At 44.1% G+C, this 24,227-nt stretch carries 26 protein-coding genes, 8 tRNA genes and 1 rRNA gene; 4 read left to right on the top strand and 31 right to left on the bottom strand.

All coding sequences use genetic code 11. The features are described 5' to 3' along the window. Positions 1–8: 8 nt before the first annotated feature. From hisIE to NV379_RS11745, 19 genes are all read right to left on the bottom strand, one after another. On the bottom strand, positions 9–653 hold the full coding sequence (gene hisIE / locus NV379_RS11835; protein ID WP_258207525.1) for a bifunctional phosphoribosyl-AMP cyclohydrolase/phosphoribosyl-ATP diphosphatase HisIE: 645 nt from the start codon (positions 651–653) through the stop codon (positions 9–11). Continuing rightward, entirely contained in the window at positions 650–1,408 is a 759-nt protein-coding gene (hisF, locus tag NV379_RS11830) for an imidazole glycerol phosphate synthase subunit HisF (protein WP_258207524.1), read from the bottom strand. Before hisF ends, hisIE begins: the two co-directional genes overlap by 4 nt. A gap of 49 nt (positions 1,409–1,457) precedes the next feature. After that, positions 1,458–2,195, bottom strand: coding sequence for a 1-(5-phosphoribosyl)-5-[(5-phosphoribosylamino)methylideneamino]imidazole-4-carboxamide isomerase (gene hisA / locus NV379_RS11825; protein ID WP_258207523.1), 738 nt, complete (start codon positions 2,193–2,195; stop codon positions 1,458–1,460). Between the two features lie 173 nt (positions 2,196–2,368). Beyond that, a complete protein-coding gene (gene hisH / locus NV379_RS11820) occupies positions 2,369–2,995 on the bottom strand; it encodes an imidazole glycerol phosphate synthase subunit HisH (RefSeq protein ID WP_258207522.1) in 627 nt (208 codons plus the stop codon). A gap of 3 nt (positions 2,996–2,998) precedes the next feature. Beyond that, positions 2,999–3,604: an imidazoleglycerol-phosphate dehydratase HisB gene (gene hisB, locus NV379_RS11815; RefSeq protein WP_258207521.1), complete on the bottom strand. Its 606-nt coding sequence runs from the start codon at positions 3,602–3,604 to the stop codon at positions 2,999–3,001. A gap of 2 nt (positions 3,605–3,606) precedes the next feature. Then, complete coding sequence (gene hisD / locus NV379_RS11810) at positions 3,607–4,917, bottom strand: histidinol dehydrogenase (protein WP_258207520.1); 1,311 nt, start codon at positions 4,915–4,917, stop codon at positions 3,607–3,609. A 147-nt stretch (positions 4,918–5,064) separates the two neighbouring features. Then, a complete protein-coding gene (hisG, locus tag NV379_RS11805; protein ID WP_258207519.1) occupies positions 5,065–5,697 on the bottom strand; it encodes an ATP phosphoribosyltransferase in 633 nt (210 codons plus the stop codon). Between the two features lie 3 nt (positions 5,698–5,700). Continuing rightward, the gene (locus tag NV379_RS11800; RefSeq protein WP_258207518.1) at positions 5,701–6,909 is read right to left on the bottom strand and encodes an ATP phosphoribosyltransferase regulatory subunit; all 1,209 of its coding nucleotides are present in this window, start codon (positions 6,907–6,909) and stop codon (positions 5,701–5,703) included. A gap of 219 nt (positions 6,910–7,128) precedes the next feature. Beyond that, a complete protein-coding gene (locus NV379_RS11795; RefSeq protein WP_258207517.1) occupies positions 7,129–8,139 on the bottom strand; it encodes a LacI family DNA-binding transcriptional regulator in 1,011 nt (336 codons plus the stop codon). Between the two features lie 33 nt (positions 8,140–8,172). Next, positions 8,173–9,504, bottom strand: coding sequence for an ABC transporter substrate-binding protein (locus tag NV379_RS11790; protein WP_258207516.1), 1,332 nt, complete (start codon positions 9,502–9,504; stop codon positions 8,173–8,175). A gap of 21 nt (positions 9,505–9,525) precedes the next feature. Further along, positions 9,526–10,425: a carbohydrate ABC transporter permease gene (locus NV379_RS11785; RefSeq protein WP_258207515.1), complete on the bottom strand. Its 900-nt coding sequence runs from the start codon at positions 10,423–10,425 to the stop codon at positions 9,526–9,528. Beyond that, positions 10,422–11,315, bottom strand: coding sequence for a carbohydrate ABC transporter permease (locus NV379_RS11780; protein WP_258207514.1), 894 nt, complete (start codon positions 11,313–11,315; stop codon positions 10,422–10,424). The genes NV379_RS11785 and NV379_RS11780 overlap by 4 nt, the downstream gene beginning before the upstream one ends. Before the next feature lie 227 nt (positions 11,316–11,542). Beyond that, positions 11,543–12,022 carry an acyltransferase gene (locus NV379_RS11775; RefSeq protein WP_258207513.1) on the bottom strand — a complete coding sequence of 160 codons (480 nt, stop codon included), beginning with the start codon at positions 12,020–12,022 and terminating at the stop codon, positions 11,543–11,545. 4 nt (positions 12,023–12,026) lie between these two features. Beyond that, on the bottom strand, positions 12,027–12,683 hold the full coding sequence (gene ppaX, locus NV379_RS11770; protein ID WP_258207512.1) for a pyrophosphatase PpaX: 657 nt from the start codon (positions 12,681–12,683) through the stop codon (positions 12,027–12,029). 34 nt (positions 12,684–12,717) lie between these two features. After that, positions 12,718–13,647 (bottom strand): prolipoprotein diacylglyceryl transferase, encoded by a 930-nt coding sequence (gene lgt / locus NV379_RS11765; RefSeq protein WP_258207511.1) that lies wholly within the window; start codon positions 13,645–13,647, stop codon positions 12,718–12,720. Between the two features lie 37 nt (positions 13,648–13,684). Beyond that, positions 13,685–14,626, bottom strand: coding sequence for an HPr(Ser) kinase/phosphatase (gene hprK / locus NV379_RS11760; RefSeq protein ID WP_258207510.1), 942 nt, complete (start codon positions 14,624–14,626; stop codon positions 13,685–13,687). A gap of 127 nt (positions 14,627–14,753) precedes the next feature. Then, positions 14,754–15,878 carry an ABC transporter ATP-binding protein gene (locus NV379_RS11755; RefSeq protein ID WP_258207509.1) on the bottom strand — a complete coding sequence of 375 codons (1,125 nt, stop codon included), beginning with the start codon at positions 15,876–15,878 and terminating at the stop codon, positions 14,754–14,756. 92 nt (positions 15,879–15,970) lie between these two features. Next, the gene (locus tag NV379_RS11750) at positions 15,971–17,044 is read right to left on the bottom strand and encodes a PucR family transcriptional regulator (RefSeq protein WP_258207508.1); all 1,074 of its coding nucleotides are present in this window, start codon (positions 17,042–17,044) and stop codon (positions 15,971–15,973) included. Between the two features lie 65 nt (positions 17,045–17,109). Then, positions 17,110–18,057, bottom strand: a complete 948-nt coding sequence (locus tag NV379_RS11745) for an MraY family glycosyltransferase (RefSeq protein ID WP_258207507.1) — start codon at positions 18,055–18,057, stop codon at positions 17,110–17,112. A 156-nt stretch (positions 18,058–18,213) separates the two neighbouring features. On the opposite strand from NV379_RS11745, the gene NV379_RS11740 reads away from it, so the two are divergent. Genes NV379_RS11740 through NV379_RS11730 form a run of 3 tightly spaced genes read left to right on the top strand, consistent with a single transcriptional unit; the run spans position 18,214 to position 20,793 of the window. Then, positions 18,214–18,615 carry a hypothetical protein gene (locus NV379_RS11740; RefSeq protein WP_308860286.1) on the top strand — a complete coding sequence of 134 codons (402 nt, stop codon included), beginning with the start codon at positions 18,214–18,216 and terminating at the stop codon, positions 18,613–18,615. A gap of 4 nt (positions 18,616–18,619) precedes the next feature. Next, complete coding sequence (locus tag NV379_RS11735; RefSeq protein ID WP_258207505.1) at positions 18,620–19,222, top strand: gluconate 2-dehydrogenase subunit 3 family protein; 603 nt, start codon at positions 18,620–18,622, stop codon at positions 19,220–19,222. After that, positions 19,219–20,793: a GMC family oxidoreductase gene (locus NV379_RS11730; protein ID WP_258207504.1), complete on the top strand. Its 1,575-nt coding sequence runs from the start codon at positions 19,219–19,221 to the stop codon at positions 20,791–20,793. The genes NV379_RS11735 and NV379_RS11730 overlap by 4 nt, the downstream gene beginning before the upstream one ends. A gap of 64 nt (positions 20,794–20,857) precedes the next feature. Here the strand turns inward: NV379_RS11730 and NV379_RS11725 are convergent, their stop codons facing one another. Genes NV379_RS11725 through NV379_RS11715 form a run of 3 tightly spaced genes read right to left on the bottom strand, consistent with a single transcriptional unit; the run spans position 20,858 to position 22,642 of the window. After that, complete coding sequence (locus tag NV379_RS11725) at positions 20,858–21,151, bottom strand: hypothetical protein (protein WP_258207503.1); 294 nt, start codon at positions 21,149–21,151, stop codon at positions 20,858–20,860. After that, entirely contained in the window at positions 21,142–22,155 is a 1,014-nt protein-coding gene (locus tag NV379_RS11720) for an anti-sigma factor C-terminal domain-containing protein (protein ID WP_258207502.1), read from the bottom strand. Before NV379_RS11720 ends, NV379_RS11725 begins: the two co-directional genes overlap by 10 nt. After that, positions 22,148–22,642: a sigma-70 family RNA polymerase sigma factor gene (locus NV379_RS11715; RefSeq protein ID WP_258207501.1), complete on the bottom strand. Its 495-nt coding sequence runs from the start codon at positions 22,640–22,642 to the stop codon at positions 22,148–22,150. The genes NV379_RS11720 and NV379_RS11715 overlap by 8 nt, the downstream gene beginning before the upstream one ends. Before the next feature lie 129 nt (positions 22,643–22,771). Between NV379_RS11715 and NV379_RS11710 the strand changes: the two genes are divergently transcribed. After that, on the top strand, positions 22,772–23,101 hold the full coding sequence (locus NV379_RS11710; RefSeq protein WP_258207500.1) for an MTH1187 family thiamine-binding protein: 330 nt from the start codon (positions 22,772–22,774) through the stop codon (positions 23,099–23,101). A 15-nt stretch (positions 23,102–23,116) separates the two neighbouring features. Here NV379_RS11710 and NV379_RS11705 read toward each other — a convergent pair. From NV379_RS11705 to NV379_RS11665, 9 genes are all read right to left on the bottom strand, one after another. Beyond that, positions 23,117–23,189, bottom strand: a tRNA-Lys gene (locus NV379_RS11705). A gap of 16 nt (positions 23,190–23,205) precedes the next feature. Continuing rightward, positions 23,206–23,290 (bottom strand) — tRNA-Tyr (locus NV379_RS11700). A gap of 45 nt (positions 23,291–23,335) precedes the next feature. Further along, positions 23,336–23,408, bottom strand: a tRNA-Phe gene (locus NV379_RS11695). Positions 23,409–23,446: 38 nt separating this feature from the next. Continuing rightward, a tRNA-Asp gene (locus NV379_RS11690) sits at positions 23,447–23,523 on the bottom strand. 17 nt (positions 23,524–23,540) lie between these two features. Next, positions 23,541–23,616: transfer RNA gene (locus NV379_RS11685), tRNA-Thr, on the bottom strand. 50 nt (positions 23,617–23,666) lie between these two features. Further along, a tRNA-Val gene (locus tag NV379_RS11680) sits at positions 23,667–23,742 on the bottom strand. Between the two features lie 9 nt (positions 23,743–23,751). Then, positions 23,752–23,829 (bottom strand) — tRNA-Met (locus tag NV379_RS11675). 31 nt (positions 23,830–23,860) lie between these two features. Then, positions 23,861–23,952: transfer RNA gene (locus NV379_RS11670), tRNA-Ser, on the bottom strand. Between the two features lie 88 nt (positions 23,953–24,040). Beyond that, positions 24,041–24,227 (bottom strand): 23S ribosomal RNA (locus tag NV379_RS11665); the annotation flags it as partial.

Genomic DNA, 24,227 nt, shown 5'->3' with positions numbered 1-24,227 from the left:
ATAACCCCCTATACCTTCTTCGGGTTCAAATGTCGATTTTGCAATTCACGCATCACATCATCTAGTGGCAACTTCCGATCTCTTAATAACACCATCAAGTGAAAAATAAGATCGCTTGCTTCATAACGAAGCTCCTCATTGTCACTGTTCTTAGCCGCGATAATTACTTCTGCTGATTCTTCTCCGACTTTTTTCAAAATCTTATCCACACCTTTTTCGAATAAATAAGTGGTGTAAGATCCTTCTGGACGTTCTAGATCACGTGAAGCAATCACGGATTCCAACGAAGATAGAATGGAGAAGCGATCACGAGTAGTAGATTGTGTTGATAACGCATCTTCAGGCTCCATTTTCCGATAAAAACACGTATACTGCCCCGTATGACATGCGGGGCCTTGTGGGTCCACGAATATGAGCAGTGTATCCGAATCACAGTCATAGCGAATGTCGCGAACCTTCTGTACATTGCCAGACGTTGCTCCTTTATGCCACAACTCCTCGCGGGAGCGACTCCAGAACCACGTTTCGCCCGACTCTATCGTAAGTTTAAGCGACTCTTCATTCATATAAGCAAGCATTAATACATCCTTGGACACTGCATCCTGCACAATCGCAGGCACCAACCCTTGCGCATCGTATTTCACTTCTATCATCTTACTTCCACCCCTTTGCTTCGCAAATTCTGTTTAACGTCATGAATCGTCAGTTCCTTATAGTGAAAAATCGTTGCAGCTAGTCCCGCATCTGCTCCGCCTTCGGTAAATACATCGTAGAAGTGCTGCTTCGTTCCCGCTCCGCCAGAGGCAATCACTGGAATGTTCACCAAGCGGCTAACCTCACGAGTGAGCTTAATATCAAAGCCATCTTTCGTCCCATCCGCATCCATCGAAGTTAATAGCAGCTCACCTGCACCAAGTTTCTCTAACTGTTTCACCCATTCGAGTGTACGAATGCCTGTAGCTGATCGACCGCCATGGGTATACACTTCCCACTCGCCCCACTCTGGGTTGAATTTCGCATCTATCGCTACAACGATACACTGAGCACCGAATTTACGAGCTCCATCAGATACAAGCTCCGGATTTAACACGGCAGCTGTATTAATGCCAATCTTATCTGCCCCAGCCCGAAGCAAGCGACTCATATCCTCAACCGAACTAATCCCTCCGCCTACTGTAAAAGGAATCGTGATCTCGCCCGCTGTCTTACGCACAACATTGACCATCGTAGCGCGACCTTCAATCGAAGCTGATATATCGAGAAATACAAGCTCATCTGCACCTTCACGATCATAGATTGCCGCAAGTTCAACCGGATCGCCTGCGTCACGTAAGTTAACAAAGTTAACACCCTTCACAACACGCCCGTCTTTAACGTCCAGACAAGGGACAATTCGTTTCGTTAACATGGTCTATCGCTCCTCTCCTAAACTATCTACCTGATTAATTACCCGAAGATCAACCGATCTCCACAAGTGCTTTTCTCAAATCAATCGCCCCTGTGTATAATGCCTTACCAACAATAGCTCCACCTACACCTACACCTGCATCAGCATAAGTAGCAAGCTTCGTAAGATCACTTGGACGTGAAACTCCACCTGAAGCAATCACCGTCTGACCCGATACACGCGCTAAATCCACAATGGCTTCCACATTCGGACCTTCCATCATCCCATCTCGGGAAATATCCGTGAAAATAAACGTACGAGCACCATGCTCTGCAAGTTGAACAGCTAAGTCTGTAGCCTTCACCTGCGAAGTTTCTAACCAACCGCGAGTTGCCACATAACCCTCCCTTGCATCAATACCAATCGCAACTTGCTCTCCGTATTTACTTAGCACCCGATACACAAATTCACGATCTTCAATCGCAGCCGTACCTAAGATAACACGCGAAACACCAAGTGATAGCAGACGATCCACATCATCTTCTGTTCTTAACCCACCGCCGACTTGAACCGGTACTTTCACACTCTCCGCAATCTTACCGATTAACTCATCATTAACCGGATAGCCTGCCTTAGCTCCATCCAAGTCCACAAGATGAATCCACTTCCCTCCTTGTGCAGCCCAATCTTGAGCTACTTCTAGAGGATTATCGTTATACACCGTCTCTTGGTTATAATCGCCTTGAACAAGACGCACACATTTGCCATTTCGAATATCAATTGCTGGATAAATAATAAAAGCTGACATAATTTCGTCCCCCCACTTCACAAATCGCTTCAAACGAGTTATTATAGAAAACCCTGTCTTTATACACATCTTGTGTACAGGATGTGTACAGAATGGACGTCAATTTCATTTATACACAGGTATAACTGTTTTCAAAAATTATCAACATGTGGATAAAAGTTTTCACGAGTAAGCTATCCACATATCAACGGATTCCTGCACATATCCACAAAGTTACGAAGTAATCGAATGCCAAGTTCGCCGCTTTTTTCCGGGTGGAACTGCATGCCGTATACGTTATCCCGCCCGACAATTGCCGTAACAGGCTGACCATAATCCGTACTCGCTAATAGATCACTCGGTTGATTAAGCAGAACATGATACGAATGCACGAAATACACATGACCTTCTTCAATTCCTGTAAGCAGTGGATCGGACTTTGCAAGTGCGAGTCGATTCCAGCCCATATGTGGCACTTTCAGCTCGCCTTGAAACCGAACGACACGCCCCGGAAGTAAATCCAGTCCTTGATGCTCGCCATGCTCTTCACTTGATGTAAATAACAATTGCATCCCTAGACAGATCCCAAGCAGAGGCTTGCCCGTTTGGACGTACTCACGCACAACCTGATCCAATCCCGTTTCACGAAGTTGATCAATCGCATCACCAAATGCGCCAACACCAGGCAAAATAACGCCATCTGCAGCTTCAATCTCCTTCGGGTCAGATGTAATCAGAGCTTGATGTCCTAGACGTTCGACCCCTTTACTTACAGAGTGTAGATTTCCCATTCCATAATCGACAATTGCAATCGTTGCCACTTTTTAGAGCACCCCCTTCGTTGAAGGAACTCCCTGCACACGCGGATCGACCGTTGTAGCCTCATCTAAGGCACGTGCAAGCGCCTTAAATACTGCTTCGATCATGTGGTGTGTATTGCTGCCATAATGAACGATGACATGTAGTGTAATACGCGCTTCGAGCGCTAATTTCCACAGGAATTCATGCACAAGCTGCGTATCGAATGATCCCACCACTTGTGAAGGATACACCGCACGATACTCCAAGTGAGGACGGTTCGAGATGTCGATCACAACCTGTGCCAAAGCCTCATCCATCGGGACGAATACAGAAGCATAACGCTTAATCCCACGCTTATCTCCAAGTGCTTCACGAAGTGCCTGACCTAAGCAGATTCCAATATCCTCAACCGTGTGGTGATCGTCAATTTCGATGTCACCTTTTGCATCCAACTTCAAATTAAACTGTCCATGCTTTGTAAATAAATCGAGCATATGATTCAAGAACGGAACGGGGGTTTCTAATTCGACTTTCCCCTGCCCATCCACATCTAAAGTTAACTGAATATCTGTCTCATTCGTCGTTCGCTTGATAGAAGCCACTCGGCTTGATTGCACCCACTCCGTCATGATCAGTTCCCCTCGCTTCGTTCTTTGTTTAATCTTTCTTTTTCTTTATTTAGTCGTACTTCAATCGCTCTTGCATGTCCTTCAAGTCCTTCATTGCGCGCAAGCGTCATGATCATATCGCCACTTGCTAGCAGCGCTTCTCGGCTGTAATGAATCACGCTCGATTTCTTTATAAAATCATCGACACTAAGCGGTGATGAGAATCTTGCCGTGCCGTTCGTTGGCAGCACATGATTAGGTCCCGCAAAGTAATCGCCTACAGGCTCGGACGAGTATTGTCCTAGGAAAATAGCTCCCGCATTCTCGATGCGGGGGAGAAGCGCGAACGGCTCGGCGACAAGCAGTTCGATGTGCTCTGGTGCGATGGCATTCGCCAGACGCACCGCTTCGTCGATTGTGGCTGTGACCACGATCGCACCGCGATTTGCCGTCGACTCGGCGGCGATTTCGCGGCGCGGCAACACCTCGAGTTGCCGCGCAAGTTCCGCTTGCACGGCCTCTGCAAGCGGAAGCGACGGGGTGAGCAGCGTAGCAGGTGACAGCACGTCATGCTCAGCCTGAGCGAGCAAATCTGCCGCGACGTAAGTCGGGTCGGCGGATTCGTCTGCGAGCACGACGATGTCTGTTGGCCCGGCGATCATGTCGATATCCACCACGCCAAACACGTTACGTTTGGCGAGAGCGACATAGATGTTACCCGGGCCGACGATCTTATCCACCGCGGCGATGGACGCGGTGCCGTACGCGAGCGCCGCGATAGCCTGCGCCCCGCCGACGCGGTACACCTCCGTGATCCCAGCTTCCGCTGCGGCAACGAGAATGTGCGGGTTCACTCCCGCACTTCCCGCTGTCGCCGGCGGCGTCACGATCACGATCTCGCGAACCCCCGCCACCTGTGCCGGGATGGCGTTCATGAGCACCGAGGACGGATACGCAGCCGTCCCACCGGGCACGTAGAGCCCGACCCGCTTCAGCGGTCGGATCACTTGCCCGAGGATACTGCCGTCCTCCTGCAGATCCATCCACGAGTTACGCTTCTGCTTCTCGTGGTAAGCCCTTATGTTCGCGGCTGCCTTTCGCAGCGCTACCACGAACTCGGCATCCACTTGCTTGTATGCCGCCTCAATCTCCGCTGCGTCAACGCGCAGCGACTCAATCTCCACGCGGTCGAACTCCCGTGAAAATCGAATGAGCGCCTCATCGCCATCTTGACGCACCGCTTCAATAATGCGAGCCACAGCCTCATTCTGCTCCGGTGTCCCGTACTCTACTTCCCGCTTCAGCGAAAAATCGCTTGCCTGCACAATCTTCATTCACTTCTCCCCCTTTACTCCACTGCCAAATTTTTTACATGTACCTCTCTATACTTCATCTGAACGAACTCGGTTCTCTCACTCCAAACTATCTATATCTGAATCTCTATCTCGCTCCGACTTTTCCCTTTACTACTTCCACTACCCTCAACTCTCTATCACAATCGACTGTTGCAGCATGTCACACAGCTTTTGAATCTCTGCATTTTTCATCCGATAACTCACCCGATTCGCAATTAGGCGGCTTGTAATCTGGAAGATTTCTTCCTGTTCAACAAGCCCATTCTCACGTAACGTCTGCCCTGTCTCTACCATATCGACAATGCGATCACCAAGTCCAATTAATGGCGCTAACTCAATGGAACCGTTCAGCTTAATGATCTCAACTTGTTGTCCTTTTTCGCGAAAATAAGCCGATGCGACATTCGGATACTTTGTCGCGACCCTTGGATTCAGTACAGGCTTCCATTCTGGACTCGCAATGACAGACATTCGGCAGCGTGCAATACCTAGATCAAGCAGTTCATATACATCCCGATTCTCTTCCATCAACACATCCTTGCCAACAACACCAAGATCCGCGACCCCATACTCCACATAAGTTGGTACATCAACAGGCTTTGCTAGAATGAACTCCATCCCCGCTTCTGGAAAAGAAATCATGAGCCGGCGCGAATCATCCGTTTCCTCTGGAATGGATATGCCAGCCTCACGGAACAACTTAAAAGCTTGTTTATATATACGCCCCTTGGGCATCGCGACTTTTAACATCTCACCCACCATTTACACCTCCTCAATACACGTTACAATCTCTTGATACACAACCCCTTGATACAGATACCTGCCATCCTCCGTTTGCGAATAGGCGGCTACTCTGTCTAGCGCCGACAACAGCAACGTCTGTACGAACACATTTTTTTCAGCGCGATATTCAGCCGCACATTTCAGCGCTTCTACGCGATGCTTCACATCATAAATAATTAAGATACGTTTAGGTTGTTCCTGCTCGTTCGTTGCGATGACTTCCAAGATCCGATTCGTCTTAAGTGAGAACCCTGTTGCAGGTGCGGGTCTACCGAATTGTTTAAGCAAGTTATCGTAGCGCCCTCCTGCACATACCGGAAAGCCATGCCCTGCTGCATACCCTTCGAAAGTCATCCCCGTGTAATAGTCGAAATCCCCGATCATCGTTAGATCAATCAACACGTGCTCACTTACTCCGTATGCTTCAAGTACATGCCATATTTCACATAAGTGCTTAATCGAAGCCTCTGCAAGCGAATCTTCTGTCATCGCAAGCGCCTGATCACATACTTCCGCTCCGCCCCGCAGTCGCAAGATGTTCATCACACACTCCAGCGTCTCTTCTCCAAGTTGCAATGTCCGTAAGATATCCCTGTACCCGACGTAATCCCGATAGAGCAAGCAATCTTTAAGTGCTTGCTGCACTTCGGGTAGGCCGACCAACATCTCTTGGAAAAATCCGTGCAGAAAACCGACATGACCAATCGCAATTTTGAAAGTTTCCACACCTGCCGCCTTTAGCGATGCAATCGCAAGTGCCACAACTTCCGCATCCGCATCAGGTGTTGCATCTCCGACAAGTTCTACACCTGTCTGATAAAACTCAGCTCCCCGCCCTGCATCGTCTTCCATTGCTCGAAACACATTGGCATGATACGAAATTCGGATCGGAAAAGCCTCTTCTTTAAGTATTGAAGATACTACACGCGCAATAGGCGTCGTCATATCGGAGCGCATCACCAGGGTTGTGCCATTACGATCGAGCAGCTTAAACAACTTGCGATCTTCTGTCGATGAAGCCTTACCGACGGTATCGTAATATTCCAATGTGGGTGTAATGATCTCCCTATATCCCCACCGCTGCATACAGTCCAGCACCTGATGCTCAACTTCTCTCATTTGTACGGCAGCCTCTGGCAGGAAATCCTTCATCCCTGCAGGCTTTTCAAACACTTTCGGTCTAGACATGTCATTCCTCCTACCCTTATCCTGTCTATTTCTTTCATTTTCATCATCTATTTATTATGTTCATATCTAATTATCATTTAACAAACGCTTTAGTTCGCTACCATGTTACCATGCTACCAAAATGAAGTTATCCGTAATTTTAACACCACATACTTCCCGCGTCAATATGATTCCAATGAAAAAAAGAGCAGGAATTTCCTGCTCTTGGCAATCTTCTATTTACTTGCAATATGCCGTTGATTCGCGCGGAAGGAGCGTTGGTTTAATTTTCATCGCAACATTCCGTTTAGCAGATCCACTCATTTTATTAAGCAATAAATTTACCGCATGTTTACCCATTTCATCTAACGGTTGAGCAACTGTTGTCATTCGTGGATGCATTTCTCTTGAGAAAGGCTGATCATCATATCCAACAATGGAAACATCATCTGGGACCCGATATCCTTCATCTTGAAAAGCTTGCATGACACCCAGTGCGACGAAATCATCTGCTGCAAACACAGCGGTTGGTCTTATATCATCCCGCAGCCAATCCTTAACTACATCAAACCCCGCACGAATGCTAAACTCAGATTGGGTAATAAACGGTTCAAGTCCCGCTTCTCGCATCGCTGCTTCATAACCCCGCCTACGTTCTTTAACACTGAGGAACAACTCTGGACCACAGATGTGTGCGATTTTCTTGTGGCCAAGATCAATCAGATGCTTCGTCGCTTCATATCCACCGAAATAGTTATCTACGTTAACGATCGACACATCCAAATCTTCATCTTGACTGTCAACAATAACGAATGGAATCTGTTTACGATTAAGCTCCATCATATACTTTTCCTGTGTGAGCGGGGATAGCACGATAATGCCGTCTACGCGATCTTCTTGAAACAAAAAGTTAACACCTTGATGCTCTTCCTTAATGGGTTCACCTATTTGATCACCATCGATGGACAGCGCCAGAAAATAACCATGCTCTTCTAAATTACGATTCACCGTATTTACAATCCCGTCAAAAATCCAATCATGAAGAGTCGTCAAGGTCATACCAATGATTTTCGTTTTCCCACTAGCTAAGCTTCGTGCTGCTGAGTTTGGGATATAGTCTAATTCTTTGACCGCCTTGAGCACTTTCTCCCGATTTTTTTCCCGTACGGAATGAGAATTGTTGAGAACACGAGAAACCGTTACAACCGATAGCCCCGAGCGTTTAGCCACATCAAATATACTAACTTTCACAACAACCCTCCCTCCTTGAGAATGAAACCCAATCTATTTCTTACCGACTTTGAATAATTCGCTAATTTTACTTTGCAATTCAGGTGCGACATCAGCAGCTTGCTTCTTACCATTATCCAGCGGGTCCATCTCATTCTTCACAATTGTCAGTAGTTCCGAGTAATTTGTAATTACATGGTTATAAGATTCGACACCATATTTAATTCCACCTTCTACCACGTTTTTCAAATCTTTCGGCTCAACCGTCGGGAAGAAGCTAAAGTATTTATCTAGTGCTTGTTGGTTGGCAGGTGGCGTTCCTCCGCTTAGCTCAATGGACTTCTCCTGAATATCTTTTTTCAATTGGAATTTAATCCACTCGAATGCTTCTTTCGGGTGTTTGGAGTCTTTCAGGATAAAGAGCGGATCCACATATAGAACATCCCTTACTTTCGGATTTGGTCCAGCTGGAACAGCCGCAACGCCCACTTTGAAGGAGAAATCTTTCGCTGCTGCTAAATTCCATGCACCACCCACTGACATTCCGATCTTTCCTGTTGCAAAAGGATCTCCATCCTGTCCTGCAATCGCCTGATTAAATGCATTAGGTGCCATGACTTTATCTTTAAATACAAGATCGTTAATTTTTTGGTTTGCTGCAATTACTTCTGGAGAATTGAAGTATACTTCAGACGGTTTTCCGCCGTTATTCCACGTATCATCCGAATATACCTTTGCATTAAAGTAAACGGGTCTCATGTCTTTCTCGCCCCAGAACCAATCCAGTCCATACGTGGTATCATTCGGGCTTTCTGTCACATGTGTCAGCTTCTTTGCATATTCCAACATTTTGTCCCATGTCCAAGACTTATCTTCATAATCCGATGGCGGGTATGGCAAGCCTGCTTTATCGAACAAGTCTTTGTTATACATCAACAACGATACATAGCTATAGACCGGGATGCCATATACTTTTCCATTCTGCTTATAAATGTCCATTAAGTTCTGTGGAAGTCCATACTCCTCCGGCTTAAATCCTTCAAGCAAGTCCGTCATCTCACGAACCAAACCTTTGTTATAGTACTCGATGAATCCACCGTTACCAAAGTGGGAAGTCACATCAGGTGCTTGCTTGGAAGCGACCAAGTTCTGTAGTTTGGAGTCATATTCATTAAGTGGTGCTTTCAATATATTAACTTTAATATTCGGATTCAACTTTTCAAACTCAGGTACAAGTTTCTCAATATAAGCCTTATCATCTGTATCAAGTGTGTATTGTGTAATCGTCACCTTACCATTATCGGATGAGGAACATGCAGGTAGAATCATGATGGCCAGTAACAACAGGACAATTGCACCGGACCACATTCTTTTCATTAACTTCATATAAATCCTCCTTCAAAATAGTTATTTCACGCCCGTGAGTACGATTGACCGGACAAAATACTTTTGTGCCACTGCAAAAATGATGACGATCGGAATAATCGAGAGTATCGATACGACCATAACCAAATTCCAAGGAATCAGCCTTGTGTTGGAGAACGCCATACTTGCCATTCCGATTGCCAGTGTAAATTTATTCGATGAGTTCAAGTACATAACCTGACCAATTAAATCGTTCCATGTCCAGATAAACGTAAAGATCGATGAAGTTGCAAGTGCTGGACCTGATAGTGGCAATGCAATCGACCACCACTGACGAAACTCGGAGCAACCATCCATTCGTGCAGCCTCGAACAATTCATTCGGCAGCGAAGTGAAGAACTGACGCAGTAAAAAGATAATGTAAGCGGATCCAAAAAAGGTCGGTACAACAATCGGTGCAAAGGAATCCATCCACCCTAAGTTCGTAAACAAGACAAACTGCGGAAGCATGATTGCAGGATAAGGAATCATCATCGTTGCGAGCAAAATCGTAAATAACGCTTGCTTACCCTTCGCTCGATACCTTGCAAAGCCGAAGGCCACAAATGAGGAAGATAACACAGTGCCAATTACACTCATAAGTGCAACGAAAATACTGTTCTTGTACCACGTGAGAATCGGGTAACGTTCAAATGCGTTGGAGAAGTTGGACCATACAATCGTCTTCGGGATAATTCTAGGAGGGAAAGTGAGTAATTCTGCGTTGGATTTTAAAGCGGTGGAAATTAAGTTTATCGCCGGTGCGACTAGAATGATCGAGATGATAATAACAAGCAGGAGTGCAATCCAATTGGTACGCGGTCGATTTCTAGGTTTCTTTATTTTGAGTGGATAAGGCGGTCTGGATTCAATTGACTTGGTATCGAGATTCACGCTACTCATAGTCCTTCACCCCCTTCATAATGAACGTATTTTTTGGATACCTTCATAATGAAATAAGTTAAGGCAATGACAACAACAAGTAGCATCCATGACATGGCAGAAGCAGCGCCAATCTTGTTGTTCGCAAATGCGTTCTGATAGATATAATACACATAGAATGAAGTCGAGTAGTGCGGCCCGCCTCGAGTCATTACATAGGCTTGTGTGAACACTTGGAACGATTCGATTATACCCATAATGAGTTGAAACAAGACAACAGGTGAAATCATCGGGAACGTAATTTTCCAGAATGTCTTCCAACGACCGACTCCATCAATCTTCGCAACTTCATACAACGTTTGCGGAACATTCTGCAGTCCGGCTAAGAAGATAACCATACCACCGCCTACACTCCATAACGTCATGAGTACAAGGGCATATACCGCCCAATTCTCATCGAGCAACCAATGTGGACCTTCAATACCGATTAAACCTAATACATAATTGATCATGCCAACTGCAGGGTTAAAGATCCATAACCAGATTAGCGACATCGCAACACCCGAAATCATACTTGGAAAATACATTAAAGTGCGGAAAAAGCCTCTGAAGGGAATACGTTGATTCAGCAAGATCGCGAATAACAAGGAGAGTATAAGAGTAAGTGGGACGCTGAATAGTGTAAAGCGAAGTGTGGCTTTTACGGATTGCCAGAACAAATCATTGTGGAACAGATCGACATAATTTTGCAATCCAATCCACTTCGGTGCTTGACCGATCTTGAACTCGGAGAAGCTGTAGTAAAGTGATGCAATCATGGGATAGAGCAAGAACACTAAAGTACCGATAATCCAAGGTGCGATAAAGATGTAGAAGTGAACCGTCTCACGGTTCCTTATCGATTTGAACATGAAGATACACCCCAATGTTTAAACGTTTTAATTTTTAATATAAAAAAACAAGCTGTTCATTCTTTTGTGGAAAAGCGCTTACAAAAATAAAGAAATAAGTCGAATTTTCCCTCCCTCTTACACTTGTAATCGTTTTAAAATTAAAAGGCTTTAACTTTTAATCCGATCATACCTGAGGATAGTTATCCCTGTCAATACAAATTTTGGATATTTAATCCAGTTAAATATCACTCCCGAATAACCTGCAAGGGATTACCCGCTACGAAGCTGCCCGCAGCTACATTCTTATGCACGACTGTTCCCGCTCCTATAATTGCACCATCACCGATCGTAACGCCCGGCAAGATTGTACAGTTCGCACCAATTAATACATTTGAACCAATATGTACGTCACCAAGTCGATATTCTTTAATCAAATATTCATGGGCTAATATCGTTGTGTTATAGCCTACTATCGAGTTTTCACCAATTGTAATCTTTTCTGGAAAAAATACATCTACCATCACCATCAGGCCGAAGGCCGTATCTTGACCGACCTTCATACCTAACATGCGACGATAAATCCAATTTTTAAAATGGAGGGAAGCCGAATAACGTGCGATTTGGATCCAGATGAAATTTTTCATCCCTTTCCATCTACTCACCGTACGATAAATCTGCCACAACGAATTCGATCCCTCAACTGGATATCGATCTGTTTTTCTCAAAGCTTTAAGCCTCCGTTACACCCGCTATCGGTAAAAGCTCACGCATATCATCGATGATGTAAGTGGGGTTATATTTTTGCAAATAAGTTAGACCCTTCAGGGACCAATTTACGGCTACTGTCTGAACACCTGCGTTGTGCCCTGCTTCAATATCATAATGGGAATCACCCACCATGATCACATCTGATAAATCTTCTAATCCGAAGTCTAAGTTACGTAGCGCAGATTGAATGCCTTCTGGATGCGGTTTCGGCTGCTTTACATCGTCCACCGTAATGACCGTATCGACATACTTGTCCAGTCCCGTAAGCTTAAGTCCCATCTCAGTTGTCATCCGAACCTTGCTCGTTACAATCCCAATTCGAATACCCGCTTCTTTAAGTGCAGCAAGTGTCTCCTCTACATGGGGGAATGCCGATACAAGCTCATCATGCTTCGCAACATTAAACGCACGATATGTCTTCACAATCTCTTCAACTTCATCCTGCTCGGTAAAATAACGCATTTGCTCATACAGCGGTCTGCCCATATGTGGAATAAGCAGCTCGCGGGTATAAGGTACTGGTGTTTGACCTTCTAATGCATGAAGAAAGGATTGTATAATAAGTTCGTTCGTATCAAGAACTGTTCCATCTAAATCAAATAACATCGCTTTAATCATGGTCTGCCTCTTTTCTATATTGTCTTCTCTAAGATTAGTTAGGCTGATCCACAGTATTTACTTTTGGTGCTTTGCTAGAGACGATCGGGTCTAAATAACGATCTTTCGCCCAACCTTTCTTTCTTCTAACAATGATTAATACAACAGCAGCTACACAGATCAGAATCGCAACAAGCATCGAAATTCGAATGTTACCCCCATATGTCATAGCTCCTGCTTCAAATACGAGATTCATAGGTGACCACATTGCATCAATTAGTGAAGCTAACCACGTTGGACCTGTAAATGACAAGGAATCTGTACGCAAACCTTCGATAAAGAAACGACCGATGGAGTACCAGATAAAATAGCTCATAAACAGTTCGCCCGCACGTAAGAACGGTCTTCTACGTAGCCAGAACAAGATAAGAAGACCTACTAAGTTCCATAACGATTCATATAAGAATGTTGGATGATGGTAGGCGCCTTGAATGTACATGTTATTGACGATCCAATCCGGCAAATGCAAGGTCTGACGCAAGAAGGATTCCTCAACAGGTCCACCGTACGCTTCTTGGTTCACAAAGTTTCCCCAACGGCCGATCAATTGCCCCACAATGAGACCTGGAGCACATATGTCTACCATTCGCCAGAAGTCATATCCTTTGGCACGGAAGTAGAAGTAACCCGCAATTAATGAACCTATAAGCGCACCGTAAATCGCAATACCGCCTTCCCATATCGCGAATACGCTCCAGAAATTATCTTTATAGTTGTCCCACTGAAAAGCTACGTAATAAATTCGAGCAGCAATAATAGCAGAAGGGGCTGCGATAAGCAGCATATCCATGAAAAACTCCGGCTTAATTTTAAATCGTTTACCTTCTTGTATAGCGAGTAGTAATCCGATTAATGCAGCCGATCCTAGAATGACTCCATACCAATGGATAGAGATCGGCCCTAATGACAATGCAATCGGGTTCATCTATTCTTGCCTCCTTAGCATCTTAAGTTCTACATCATTAATCGGCGTCTTCCGAGTCTTCCGATATCGTTTCTGTCAATTTGTTCGTAAATTGTAGAGCGGCATTGTAACCCATCCGCTTCAATCGGAAGTTCATCGCAGCTACCTCGACGATAACAGCCAAGTTTCGACCTGGACGAACAGGGATTGTGACAAGAGGAATATCAGTTTCAATAATCTTCGTCGTCTCCTCATCGAGTCCTAAGCGATCGTATTGCTTGTCTTTCTCCCAGTTCTCAAGACGCACCACAAGCGCAATTTTCTTCGCTGTACGAACGGCACCTGCACCGAAGAGGGTCATCACGTTAATAATACCGACACCGCGGATTTCAAGTAAGTGTCGAATAAGTTCAGGTGCTGTCCCTGTTAATACTTTATCTGCAGTTTGACGGATTTCAACTGCATCGTCGGCAATCAGACGGTGACCACGCTTTACAAGCTCAAGTGCAGTCTCACTTTTACCAATACCACTGGACCCTGTAATAAGCATACCGATCCCGTATACATCGACAAGTACGGCATGGATCGTCGTGCTCGGTGCAAGTTTATTCTCAAGAAAGCCTGTAATTCTCGATGCGAGAATCGTTGTTGTCATTGTGCTGCGAAGAACCGGTAAGTTGTTCTTCTCCGCTTCTTGCAACAATTCCTCTGCTACTTCTAAGCCACGTGTAATAATAATGCATGGTGTGTCTGGAGATTCACATAACATGCGTGAACGTTCACGACGTTGTTCATCGGAAAGCGTAGCGAAGAACGTCACTTCCGTCTTTCCTAGGATTTGTACGCGTTCATTCGGGTGGTAGTTAAAATAACCTGCAATCTCCAAACCAGGTCTATATAAATCTGAAACCGTAATTGGGCGATTGACTCCTTCTTTGCCACCTACGATTTCCAAATGCAGCTGGCTGATCAGATCCGAAACTTTTACTTTTCTAGACATCTCATATCGTTCCTTTCATGGTCCAATAGTTCCATCCTAATAGAATTAGGAGATGAAATCAACAAAAGGCATATACAAAAGAACCTAGGGCTCAATTGCCGCTAGGTTCTCTGCTACTTAATATTGATTAAGCATTATATAAAATGGAGCTCGTTGTTTCTTTATCGAAGAAGTGCGCTTTGTTCATATCAAGAGCAAGCTTCGCGTTCGTACCTTCTTTAAGTGCAGAGCGTCCGTCTACACGAGCAATGATTGTACCTTCACCAATACCATTAAGATATAGATACATTTCATGTCCTAAGTTCTCAGAAACTTCGATAACCGCGTTCACAATTGTGTTCGGGGAAGCTTCCATGAATACAGGCTCATCGTGGAAATCTTCTGGACGAAGGCCAAGAACAACATCTTTGCCAACATAACCTTTTTCACGAAGAATTTGTGCTTTACCTGCAGGAACTTCTACGTTTACATTGCCGGAAGTGAAGTATAAGGATCCACCTTTATCAGCCAAAGCACCGTTCATAAAGTTCATGGAAGGTGATCCAATGAAACCAGCTACGAACATGTTTGATGGTGTATTGTAGATTACTTCTGGGGAAGCCGCTTGTTGGATAATACCTTTATCCATAACTACGATTCTGTCGCCCATTGTCATCGCTTCGATTTGGTCATGTGTTACATAGATAATTGTTGTTTGAAGACGCTTGTGCAACTTCGCGATCTCAGCACGCATGTGTACACGAAGCTTCGCATCAAGGTTAGAAAGCGGCTCATCCATCAAGAATACTTGTGGCTCACGAACGATCGCACGTCCTAGAGCAACACGTTGACGCTGACCACCGGAAAGTGCTTTTGGCTTACGATCAAGCAAGTGTTCAATATCTAGAATTTTAGCTGCATCACGAACGCGTTTGTCGATATCAGCTTTTTTGAATTTACGTAATTTTAAGCCGAACGCCATGTTCTCATAAACGTTCATGTGTGGGTACAAGGCATAGGATTGGAATACCATCGCAATATCGCGGTCTTTTGGTGCCACGTCATTTACAAGACGATCGCCAATGTATAGTTCACCTTCAGAAATTTCCTCAAGTCCTGCAATCATACGAAGAGTTGTTGATTTACCGCAACCAGATGCGCCTACAAGAACAACGAATTCTTTGTCTTGAATATCTAAGTGAAAGTCTTTAACAGTTGCTTCATCATTTCCGGAATATTTCTTTACGATATGGTTTAAACGTACGCCAGCCATTATGCGTTTCCCCCTCAAATTTCGAGTAAAATAAGTACAAATTCATCATAACCCATACGTACTACCCTGACTATGCACAAAGCCTACAAAAATCATCGCTTCCCATTGTTCAATTTGTACACTTTGTACAATGCCATGCACATTTTCACCAATACCGCATCGTGGAACGTTCGAACATCTAGTCCAACCTCTTGTTTAAACTTATCCAATCGATACAAAAGCGTATTGCGATGAATGTACAATTTCTTCGCCGTCTCACTTACATTGCAGTCCATCATAAAAAATTGCTCAAGTGTAGATACTGTCTCACTATCCAGCACATTCTCATTGCCTTTGAATACATCTTCTAAGAATGCCGATCTCACATCGTCTGATAACTGGAACAGTAGCGTCTCAAAGCGCAACTGCCAAGCCATATGTACACGGTTTACGCCATTAAAGGTACGTCCAACCGTAAGCGTCTCTCGTAATTTACAAATGGTCGTAAGCAGCTGTGGACGTGGCACACATGGATAAGCGATTCCTAAGCTGCATTCCAAACCCCATTCGGCCTCTAACATCTCGTGTAAGCCTGAACCGATATCCGACAGTTCCTCTTCGAGTGTAACTGCTACCTCACTCTGCTCTGCCGCCTTGCTTGTAAGTAAATCTTCTGACGCAAGAATAAGCCATTCCTTTTCAAGTAATGGCATAAGCAGAATTTCATTGCTGAAGAATGACTCTAACAATTTTTTGAAGGATCGATAACTGACGTTTTTCGTGGTGCTATCAAGCATGAGAAGCAAAGGAATTCGATTCTCATGCAGCTGAAAAGCCTCTACAAATTTATCTGGCAGCTCCATTAGTACATTCCCGTGATTTAACTGCTCCAGCACCCACATTTGCATCTCACTTTGCACCTGTTCTTGCGTTCTAACCGGCAAGGTAGATGTTTCTGCTACTTGCTTCTGAGCACCACGAATCATCATGTCAATTAATGCATGTTCGATAGAAGTGAGTTCTCCGCCTTCAATTCGAAGTACAACAGCTTCACCATTATCCTTATGTTCAAGTACAAACCGTACAGTAGTATCATCTGTCTCCAAGCTAGTTAAAGGTAATTGCGTAAGTTCAACCGAGTGTTCCAGTATTGTCTCTAATTGTGCTCTTATCTGCTCCCAGTTCATAGGCCACTCCTTGCTTGTGATCGACTTTTTAACAATTTTATCACGTTAACCAAGGGATGGACAATTTATCGAATAAGAAGAACAATTATGATGGATAGTAGTGCGAAGACAATACCAATTAAGTAAAGGAATGTGACCGTCTGCCGCTGATTAAGCCCCCATTTCATCAAGCTGTGATGCGTATGGAGTTTATCTGCCTTATGCAGCCCTTGTCCTTTCAGTAAACGCCGCATGAATACAATAGCCGTATCGAGAATCGGCACCCCTAATACGAGTACGGGAACGAACAAAGACAACACCGTCGCACTCTTAAAAGCCCCATTTATGCTAATAACCGCAATCGTATATCCGAGAAAGACTGCGCCCGCGTCACCCATAAATATTTTGGCTGGATAAAAATTATACGTTAGAAAAGCAAGACATGACCCGACAAGTACCCCTGCCAACATCGCAAGTGGCATATTCCCCATTAATGCCGCAATAATAAACAAGGTAAAAGAAGAAATCGTAACGATACCCGAGGCAAGTCCATCTACTCCATCAATGAAATTGATCATGTTCGTAATCGCAAATACCCAAATGATCGTCGCTGTCCACGCTAACCACTCTGGAAACACAATCATGTCATCGAACTTCCAATTGGACATACCCGTAATTTCTATTCCAAACCAGATCGGAATCGACGATACGACACCATAAATAAGAATACGCGGCCATACAGGAAATTCTTTTCCTTTTGTCTTAAACCAATCATCTAAAAGTCCCGTAAGCATCAGAATCGTACCACCAAGCATAATCGCCAGCGAGGTTGGATTAGTTGGAACAAAAATTAAGATTGAAATCATGCACCCTAAGTAAATCGCAATACCACCCATAAGCGGGATGGGATCATTATGAATCTTGCGCTTAGAGGGCTGATCAACAAAGCCAATTTGTTTCGCATATCTTTGAAGTACAGGCACGATTAAGAACACAATAATGAACGAAACAAGCAGAGGAAAAACCATATGCATCGCTTCCGAACTCCTTTCTGCCGTGAAGGGAAAGCAAAGTTAGGTTCTCCTAAACAAAAAACCTCCATGCAGAAATGAATCTTGGCAATATTTAAAGCAATAATTGGAGATAATTAGTAATAAACGCTCCAACTTGGAGCCTTGTATGTTAAAGGAGTGAAGGTATTGGTTTGGGATCATTGGCAGCTTGCACGCTGTATTGTATTGTTTGTGGCTATTGCCTATTTGCTCATCGGCATTCAAGTTACGATGTCTCATTATCGACAAAATTTTTACCGTAAAGTCATGTGGGCACCGGTATTATCCTCCCCGATCTATTTTGTCGTAGGTCTTTGTTTAGCCCTGTCAGGTCCAATGTGGTTGCTCCACACGTTTCATATCTTAATGTGGATAGCTGTCTTCTCTGGACTCACTGGGTTTTATTATCATGTACGGGGTGTAGGCTTACGTATTGGCGGTTATGCCCTGCGTAATTTCCTCGTTGGTCCACCCATTATAATGCCCTTATTATATTCGGCTATCGGCGCTCTCGGACTGCTGGCTGTGTATTGGAGATGATATTATGGTAAAAAAGAACGAAATTCACTACCCGATGTATGATGTCATGTCCCAGCATGAACATTGGGACGAGCATACACGTTCCATCGTCAGTTCAAGAATAGTGCGAGAAGACTCCTACCATTTTTTAAATGCAATAGAGATTGAGATCTTACGTTCGTGGTGTGCAAGGTTAATGGATGATGATCGCGGAGAAATCATTACTTACGTGTTAGGTCACATAGATCGCACTTTATTTGACAATAAAGGCGAAGGGCAGCGTAAGCCGCATGTCCCTCCAGCTCCAATCCTAATTCGTACAGGGTTAAATAATGTGCACAAGTTGGCAGAGTCCCTTTATGGCAATCACTTTTGGAAACTGTCCCCCGAAATTCAACACAGCTTAATGACAGACATAAGCGAAGGTACTGGACAACAAGGCGATGAGCATATGCAAGTTCCGCCTAAAGACTTTTTTCAAAAGCTACTCATATGGACAGTTGAGTCTTACTACTCTCATCCGAAAGTTTGGTCCGAAATTGGATTTGGAGGACCTGCTTATCCGCGTGGTTATGTTAGACTTGCTCCTGGTCAAGTTGACCCTTGGGAGGCTACCAATAAATCATGAATTGGAAACATGAGAAAGAAGAAGTCGATATCGTCATCGTCGGTGCTGGTGCAGCTGGCGGGGTACTTGCCAAAGAATTAAGTGAGATGGGTATGAGCGTCGTTATACTAGAAGCTGGCCCTATGCGCGATCCCCAACATGACTTTGCTAGTGATGAACTGGCCATGCAAGTATTAGGTTGGCAGGAGACCCGCCTTGTTGAGGGTCAGAACCCTCTTACGATGGGACACAACAATAGCGGCTATGGAGTTGGAGGTGGAACGCAGCACTTTACTGGCGTATTTTTGCGTTTCCATGAATCAGATTTCAAGACTCGCTCGATTGATGGTGTGGGCGAGGATTGGCCCCTTCACTATCGAGATCTAGAGCCTTACTATACAAAAATTGAAAAAGAAGTTGGCGTAGCTGGTCCGCGTCATTTTCCATGGGGAAATTTCCAAGGTCCTTATCCACTACCCGAACGGGATATCCTAAGTCCGAATGCTGATATGTTCCGTCGTGGTTGTGATAAATTACAAATTCAATCCGTCGTATCGCCACTTGCGATTCTACTTGCTCCTTATGAAGGAAGACCCCCGTGCATTAATCGTGGATTTTGTAATCAAGGATGTATGCCGAATGCAAAGTTTAGCACCTTAATTGTTCACGTCCCTAAAGCCATTACCGCAGGTGCTGTGCTGCTTACAGACTGTATGGTGAATCAGATTACCGTTGGGTCAGATGGGCTTGTCACAGGCGTTACATTCCTACATGGAGGGGTAGAGTATTCGCAAAAAGCCAAGCTCGTTATTGTTAGTGCATATGCCGTTGAAACGCCGCGGTTATTATTAAACTCGGCAAACTCTCAATTTCCGAATGGACTAGCGAATAGCTCCGGCTGGGTTGGACGAGCTATTATGACGCATAGCTCTCACGATGTGTATGGTGAATTTGATCATGAAATTCGGTTATACAAAGGGACCCCTGTTCTTGCGACAACACAAGATTTTTATGAGACAGATAAAAGTCGTTCGTACGCTAGAGGATATACCTTACATGCGCATGGGGCTAGACCCTTAGCAACCGCTAAAGCGATTATGGAATCAAGTGATTCGCTACTATGGGGAGATCGACTTCGTAAAGCGATGTTCAACTATAATTATTATGGAAGGGTCACCATGGTTGGTGAAGTGCTCCCTGATGTTAATAATCGAGTTACAATTGGTGATGAGAAAGATAAACATGGCATTCCTCGTGCACAAGTGACTTTCAGCTATGGAGAGAACGACTTACGCCTAATTGATCATGCTGTAGAGAATATGAAATCGATCATTCGTGCTGCTGAAGGTACCGTAAGATATGTTGTACCAGATACTGCTCACCTTATGGGTGGATGCCGAATGGGCAATGACCCGCAGACATCTGTCGTTAATTCGTACGGACAATCACATGACATTCCGAACTTGTTTATATGCGATGCTAGTACTTTTGTAACATCCAGCGGTGGCAATCCAACGAATACGGTCATGGCCTTAGCTGCACGATCTGCGGACTATATTATAGAACTAGCTAGTAAGCAAGAAATTCGTTAAATTAAATTTACGCTATATAAAGTAAAAGAAGAATGCCACTTGTTGGCACTCTTCTTTTTTTAATTTATGGTCTAGGATTGATGCTCCAAGATAAACCGAACATCAAGACCAAGAAAATTAGACAGAACGCACTTATCCCAATCCCCCATATCGCAAATAACCGGAAACGTTTGAATGCGAATAAGCCAACAACACCAAGTACAAAAGAGATCAGCGAGAAATATATAATGGGGTTCAATAGCCCATCCATAGTGCCTTTTTGGGTAAGAAGGGAAATATTTAATATTGCTAGTAGCACAAGCCCAATGAGAAAGGATATAAATCCAGTCATTTTGCTAAACTTGCTCATTAATTCCATAACTTCACTTCCCCTACTTTCATGCCGCGAATTTCTTTCACTTGTTCCAATTGTCTTAATTGAGCGGTTGGTCCAGTAAGAACAGCTCCATAAATTTTTATCCCGTTTTGTTCAATATGTTGGATTCTCTTTGTAAGCGAAAGATTTCTTACTCCAGCCATTTTCTCAGCTTGTGGTTCATATTCACGAAGCAGCTTCAATACTTCCAAGAAGGTAACTTCGTTGGTTTTCCCCTTATCAGAAAAAGGAGAAGAAGGATTCGCATCTACTTGCGCAGGATAGCCAATTGCAGAGAAACTAGTTCCACTTTGATCATCAGTGCGACCTTCTAATCCCGTATCTACAGCAAGCCAACGAAGATCTATATTTTGAGGAAGCAACTTTTCAAATTCTTCACGTGACATGACATTCGCCAATGAGATATAAATTTCAGATACTGTTCCGTCCGGTAATCCTTTTAGAACGTTCCATTGTAGATCAGCCGTATATGGAACTCTGCCTCTAGGATACATGAAGCCTTTGTCATGGGTCGTGACTTCACGATCTAAGAAAGCTTCTCTTTGAATACGTCCTGTCTGACTAAAAGTAATGGGAACATCGTAATTTGCAACTTTGTATTCCTCGTTCCCGATCTTTTTATAAATAGAAAAATCCATATCCATTGAAAATAAGCCTATATCGATATTTACTCCCCATTGCTTTATTCTCATATTCGGTTCTGTCACATAAACAGTCTTAGCAGCTACATCAATAAGTCGATTCGCCTTTCCCCCAATTCCGTAATACACATACGTCGCTAGCGTAAGTACAGGAAGGATAAGCAACAGTATTGCTAGACTAATCATGATGTTCGTTTTCTGCGCCATAAACTTACCGGAGCGAATAATTTGTTGCTGGTTCTTTTCAGTAAGAGAATGTGTATCCTTAAACTGATCAATGGAACCTTTAATTAATTGCTGATATATTTCTTCATCCGATTGCTTGTCTATATTATCTTTACTCATCACCATTCATCCTTTCCTTAACCATCTTAATCATCTTCTTTCTCCCACGGAGCAAATGGCTTCTCACTGTATTTAACTTCAAATTCAGGATATCTGCGGTCTCTTGGTATTGGAGCCCATGAAAATCACACAATAACACAACATGCTGTTCGTTCATCGTTAAGTGATCCATCATACGAAGCAATGTATGTAAACCTTCTTTATCGATTACCTCTTTCTCAGGTGTATGTAAATTGGGTTCAATCTCTGGAACTTGATCTTGCAAGATTACGCGCTTATACTTCCGTTCATTATCTATAAAAGCATGATAGGCAACTTTAAATAGCCAAGCTTTAATATTCGATATCTCGTAATCAGCAAGTTTCACATAAGCTCGATAGAACGTCTCCTGTACCAAATCTTCTGCTGTATAATGATTATGGGATAGGGAAAACAAATAGCGGTATACATCATTCACATATGTTCGATATACTTCATCTAGATTCACTTTCCCCCCCCTTTCACTGTATCCACGTTTAAGTCCCGCATAAAGTTGCAATACTTCGCAGAAAAGTATATTAAGTTTTAATGCAAACTTACTTTTGATTAACATTGCTAAAAAGGAGATATTAAGAATATGGCTATTGCTGAAGTTACGATTATCCCGATAGGGACTGGCACAACAAGCCTAAGTGCGTATGTTGCAGATATGCAGATAACATTATCGAAGCAAGAGGGTATCACTTATCAGCTCACACCGATGAGCACAATTATTGAAGGGCCGCTTGAGCGTTTGTTAGAAGTAATCGGGATTCTACACGAAGGTTGTTTCACAAGTGGAGCTGCACGTGTCTCAACCGCTGTCAAAATTGATGATCGTCGGGACAAACAAGCCTCTTGTGAACAAAAGATGCAGTCCGTTAATCAAAAACTACAAATACAAACAACAAAAAAAGACCTCATATGAGGTCTTTTTATCTGATGAGCCATGAAGGACTCGAACCTTCGACACCCTGATTAAAAGTCAGGTGCTCTACCAACTGAGCTAATGGCTCCCAGGGTAGATAATAATGGTGGAGGCTGATGGATTCGAACCACCGAACTCGAAGAGAGCAGATTTACAGTCTGCCGTGTTTAGCCACTTCACTAAGCCTCCATGCAGTAAGTATCCCGAACTTTAAGGTCCGTTATACAAAAAAAGTGGCTCGGGACGGAATCGAACCGCCGACACGAGGATTTTCAGTCCTCTGCTCTACCGACTGAGCTACCGAGCCATAACACTTAAGTAATGCTTGTCCATGAAATAAATAAATGGCGGAGCTGACGAGATTCGAACTCGCGGTCTCCTGCGTGACAGGCAGGCATGTTAGGCCTCTACACCACAGCTCCACATCCGATTTATTTAATGGTGCCGTCGAGAGGACTTGAACCCCCAACCTACTGATTACAAGTCAGTTGCTCTACCAGTTGAGCTACAACGGCATATTCAATTCTTATATAAAGCAAGCGCTTTACATTTAGAAATAAAAAAATGGTGGAGGCTAACGGGATCGAACCGCTGACCCTCTGCTTGTAAGGCAGATGCTCTCCCAGCTGAGCTAAGCCTCCGAATGATATTGGTAGCGGCGAAGGGACTCGAACCCCCGACCTCACGGGTATGAACCGTACGCTCTAAACCAGCTGAGCTACACCGCCACATTAATTAAATTATAGAGAAGAATAGAACTGGCGGAGAGAGAGGGATTCGAACCCTCGCACCGCTTACGCAGTCTAACCCCTTAGCAGAGGGTCCCCTTATAGCCACTTGGGTATCTCTCCAAATTATTGCTGCTAAGTTTAATACTTCACTATTATACAGGGTTTATTCCCTGAAAACTAGATGCTAAACGAAGGTAAATCATGGTATTTAGATAAGCCCTCGACCTATTAGTATTGGTCAGCTCCACACGTTGCCGCGCTTCCACCCCCAACCTATCAACCTCGTCGTCTACAAGGGGTCTTACTAATTGGGAAATCTCATCTTGAGGGGGGCTTCGCGCTTAGATGCTTTCAGCGCTTATCCCCTCCGTACATAGCTACCCAGCGGTGCTCCT

The sequence above is a fragment of the Paenibacillus radicibacter genome, from assembly GCF_024721995.1.
Lineage (GTDB): Bacteria > Bacillota > Bacilli > Paenibacillales > NBRC-103111 > Paenibacillus_AM > Paenibacillus_AM radicibacter.
Note: the sequence above shows the minus strand (reverse complement) of the source record. Positions and strands in the feature narration are given on the sequence as shown.

Coding starts and splice junctions, on each gene's coding strand:
- hisIE (WP_258207525.1), bottom strand. CDS start 653: ATGATAGAAGTGAAATACGATGCGCAAGGGTTGGTGCCTGCGATTGTG.
- hisF (WP_258207524.1), bottom strand. CDS start 1,408: ATGTTAACGAAACGAATTGTCCCTTGTCTGGACGTTAAAGACGGGCGT.
- hisA (WP_258207523.1), bottom strand. CDS start 2,195: ATGTCAGCTTTTATTATTTATCCAGCAATTGATATTCGAAATGGCAAA.
- hisB (WP_258207521.1), bottom strand. CDS start 3,604: ATGACGGAGTGGGTGCAATCAAGCCGAGTGGCTTCTATCAAGCGAACG.
- hisD (WP_258207520.1), bottom strand. CDS start 4,917: ATGAAGATTGTGCAGGCAAGCGATTTTTCGCTGAAGCGGGAAGTAGAG.
- NV379_RS11800 (WP_258207518.1), bottom strand. CDS start 6,909: ATGTCTAGACCGAAAGTGTTTGAAAAGCCTGCAGGGATGAAGGATTTC.
- NV379_RS11790 (WP_258207516.1), bottom strand. CDS start 9,504: ATGAAGTTAATGAAAAGAATGTGGTCCGGTGCAATTGTCCTGTTGTTA.
- NV379_RS11785 (WP_258207515.1), bottom strand. CDS start 10,425: ATGAGTAGCGTGAATCTCGATACCAAGTCAATTGAATCCAGACCGCCT.
- NV379_RS11780 (WP_258207514.1), bottom strand. CDS start 11,315: ATGTTCAAATCGATAAGGAACCGTGAGACGGTTCACTTCTACATCTTT.
- ppaX (WP_258207512.1), bottom strand. CDS start 12,683: ATGATTAAAGCGATGTTATTTGATTTAGATGGAACAGTTCTTGATACG.
- lgt (WP_258207511.1), bottom strand. CDS start 13,647: ATGAACCCGATTGCATTGTCATTAGGGCCGATCTCTATCCATTGGTAT.
- hprK (WP_258207510.1), bottom strand. CDS start 14,626: ATGTCTAGAAAAGTAAAAGTTTCGGATCTGATCAGCCAGCTGCATTTG.
- NV379_RS11755 (WP_258207509.1), bottom strand. CDS start 15,878: ATGGCTGGCGTACGTTTAAACCATATCGTAAAGAAATATTCCGGAAAT.
- NV379_RS11750 (WP_258207508.1), bottom strand. CDS start 17,044: ATGAACTGGGAGCAGATAAGAGCACAATTAGAGACAATACTGGAACAC.
- NV379_RS11745 (WP_258207507.1), bottom strand. CDS start 18,057: ATGCATATGGTTTTTCCTCTGCTTGTTTCGTTCATTATTGTGTTCTTA.
- NV379_RS11735 (WP_258207505.1), top strand. CDS start 18,620: ATGGTAAAAAAGAACGAAATTCACTACCCGATGTATGATGTCATGTCC.
- NV379_RS11730 (WP_258207504.1), top strand. CDS start 19,219: ATGAATTGGAAACATGAGAAAGAAGAAGTCGATATCGTCATCGTCGGT.
- NV379_RS11725 (WP_258207503.1), bottom strand. CDS start 21,151: ATGGAATTAATGAGCAAGTTTAGCAAAATGACTGGATTTATATCCTTT.
- NV379_RS11720 (WP_258207502.1), bottom strand. CDS start 22,155: ATGAGTAAAGATAATATAGACAAGCAATCGGATGAAGAAATATATCAG.
- NV379_RS11710 (WP_258207500.1), top strand. CDS start 22,772: ATGGCTATTGCTGAAGTTACGATTATCCCGATAGGGACTGGCACAACA.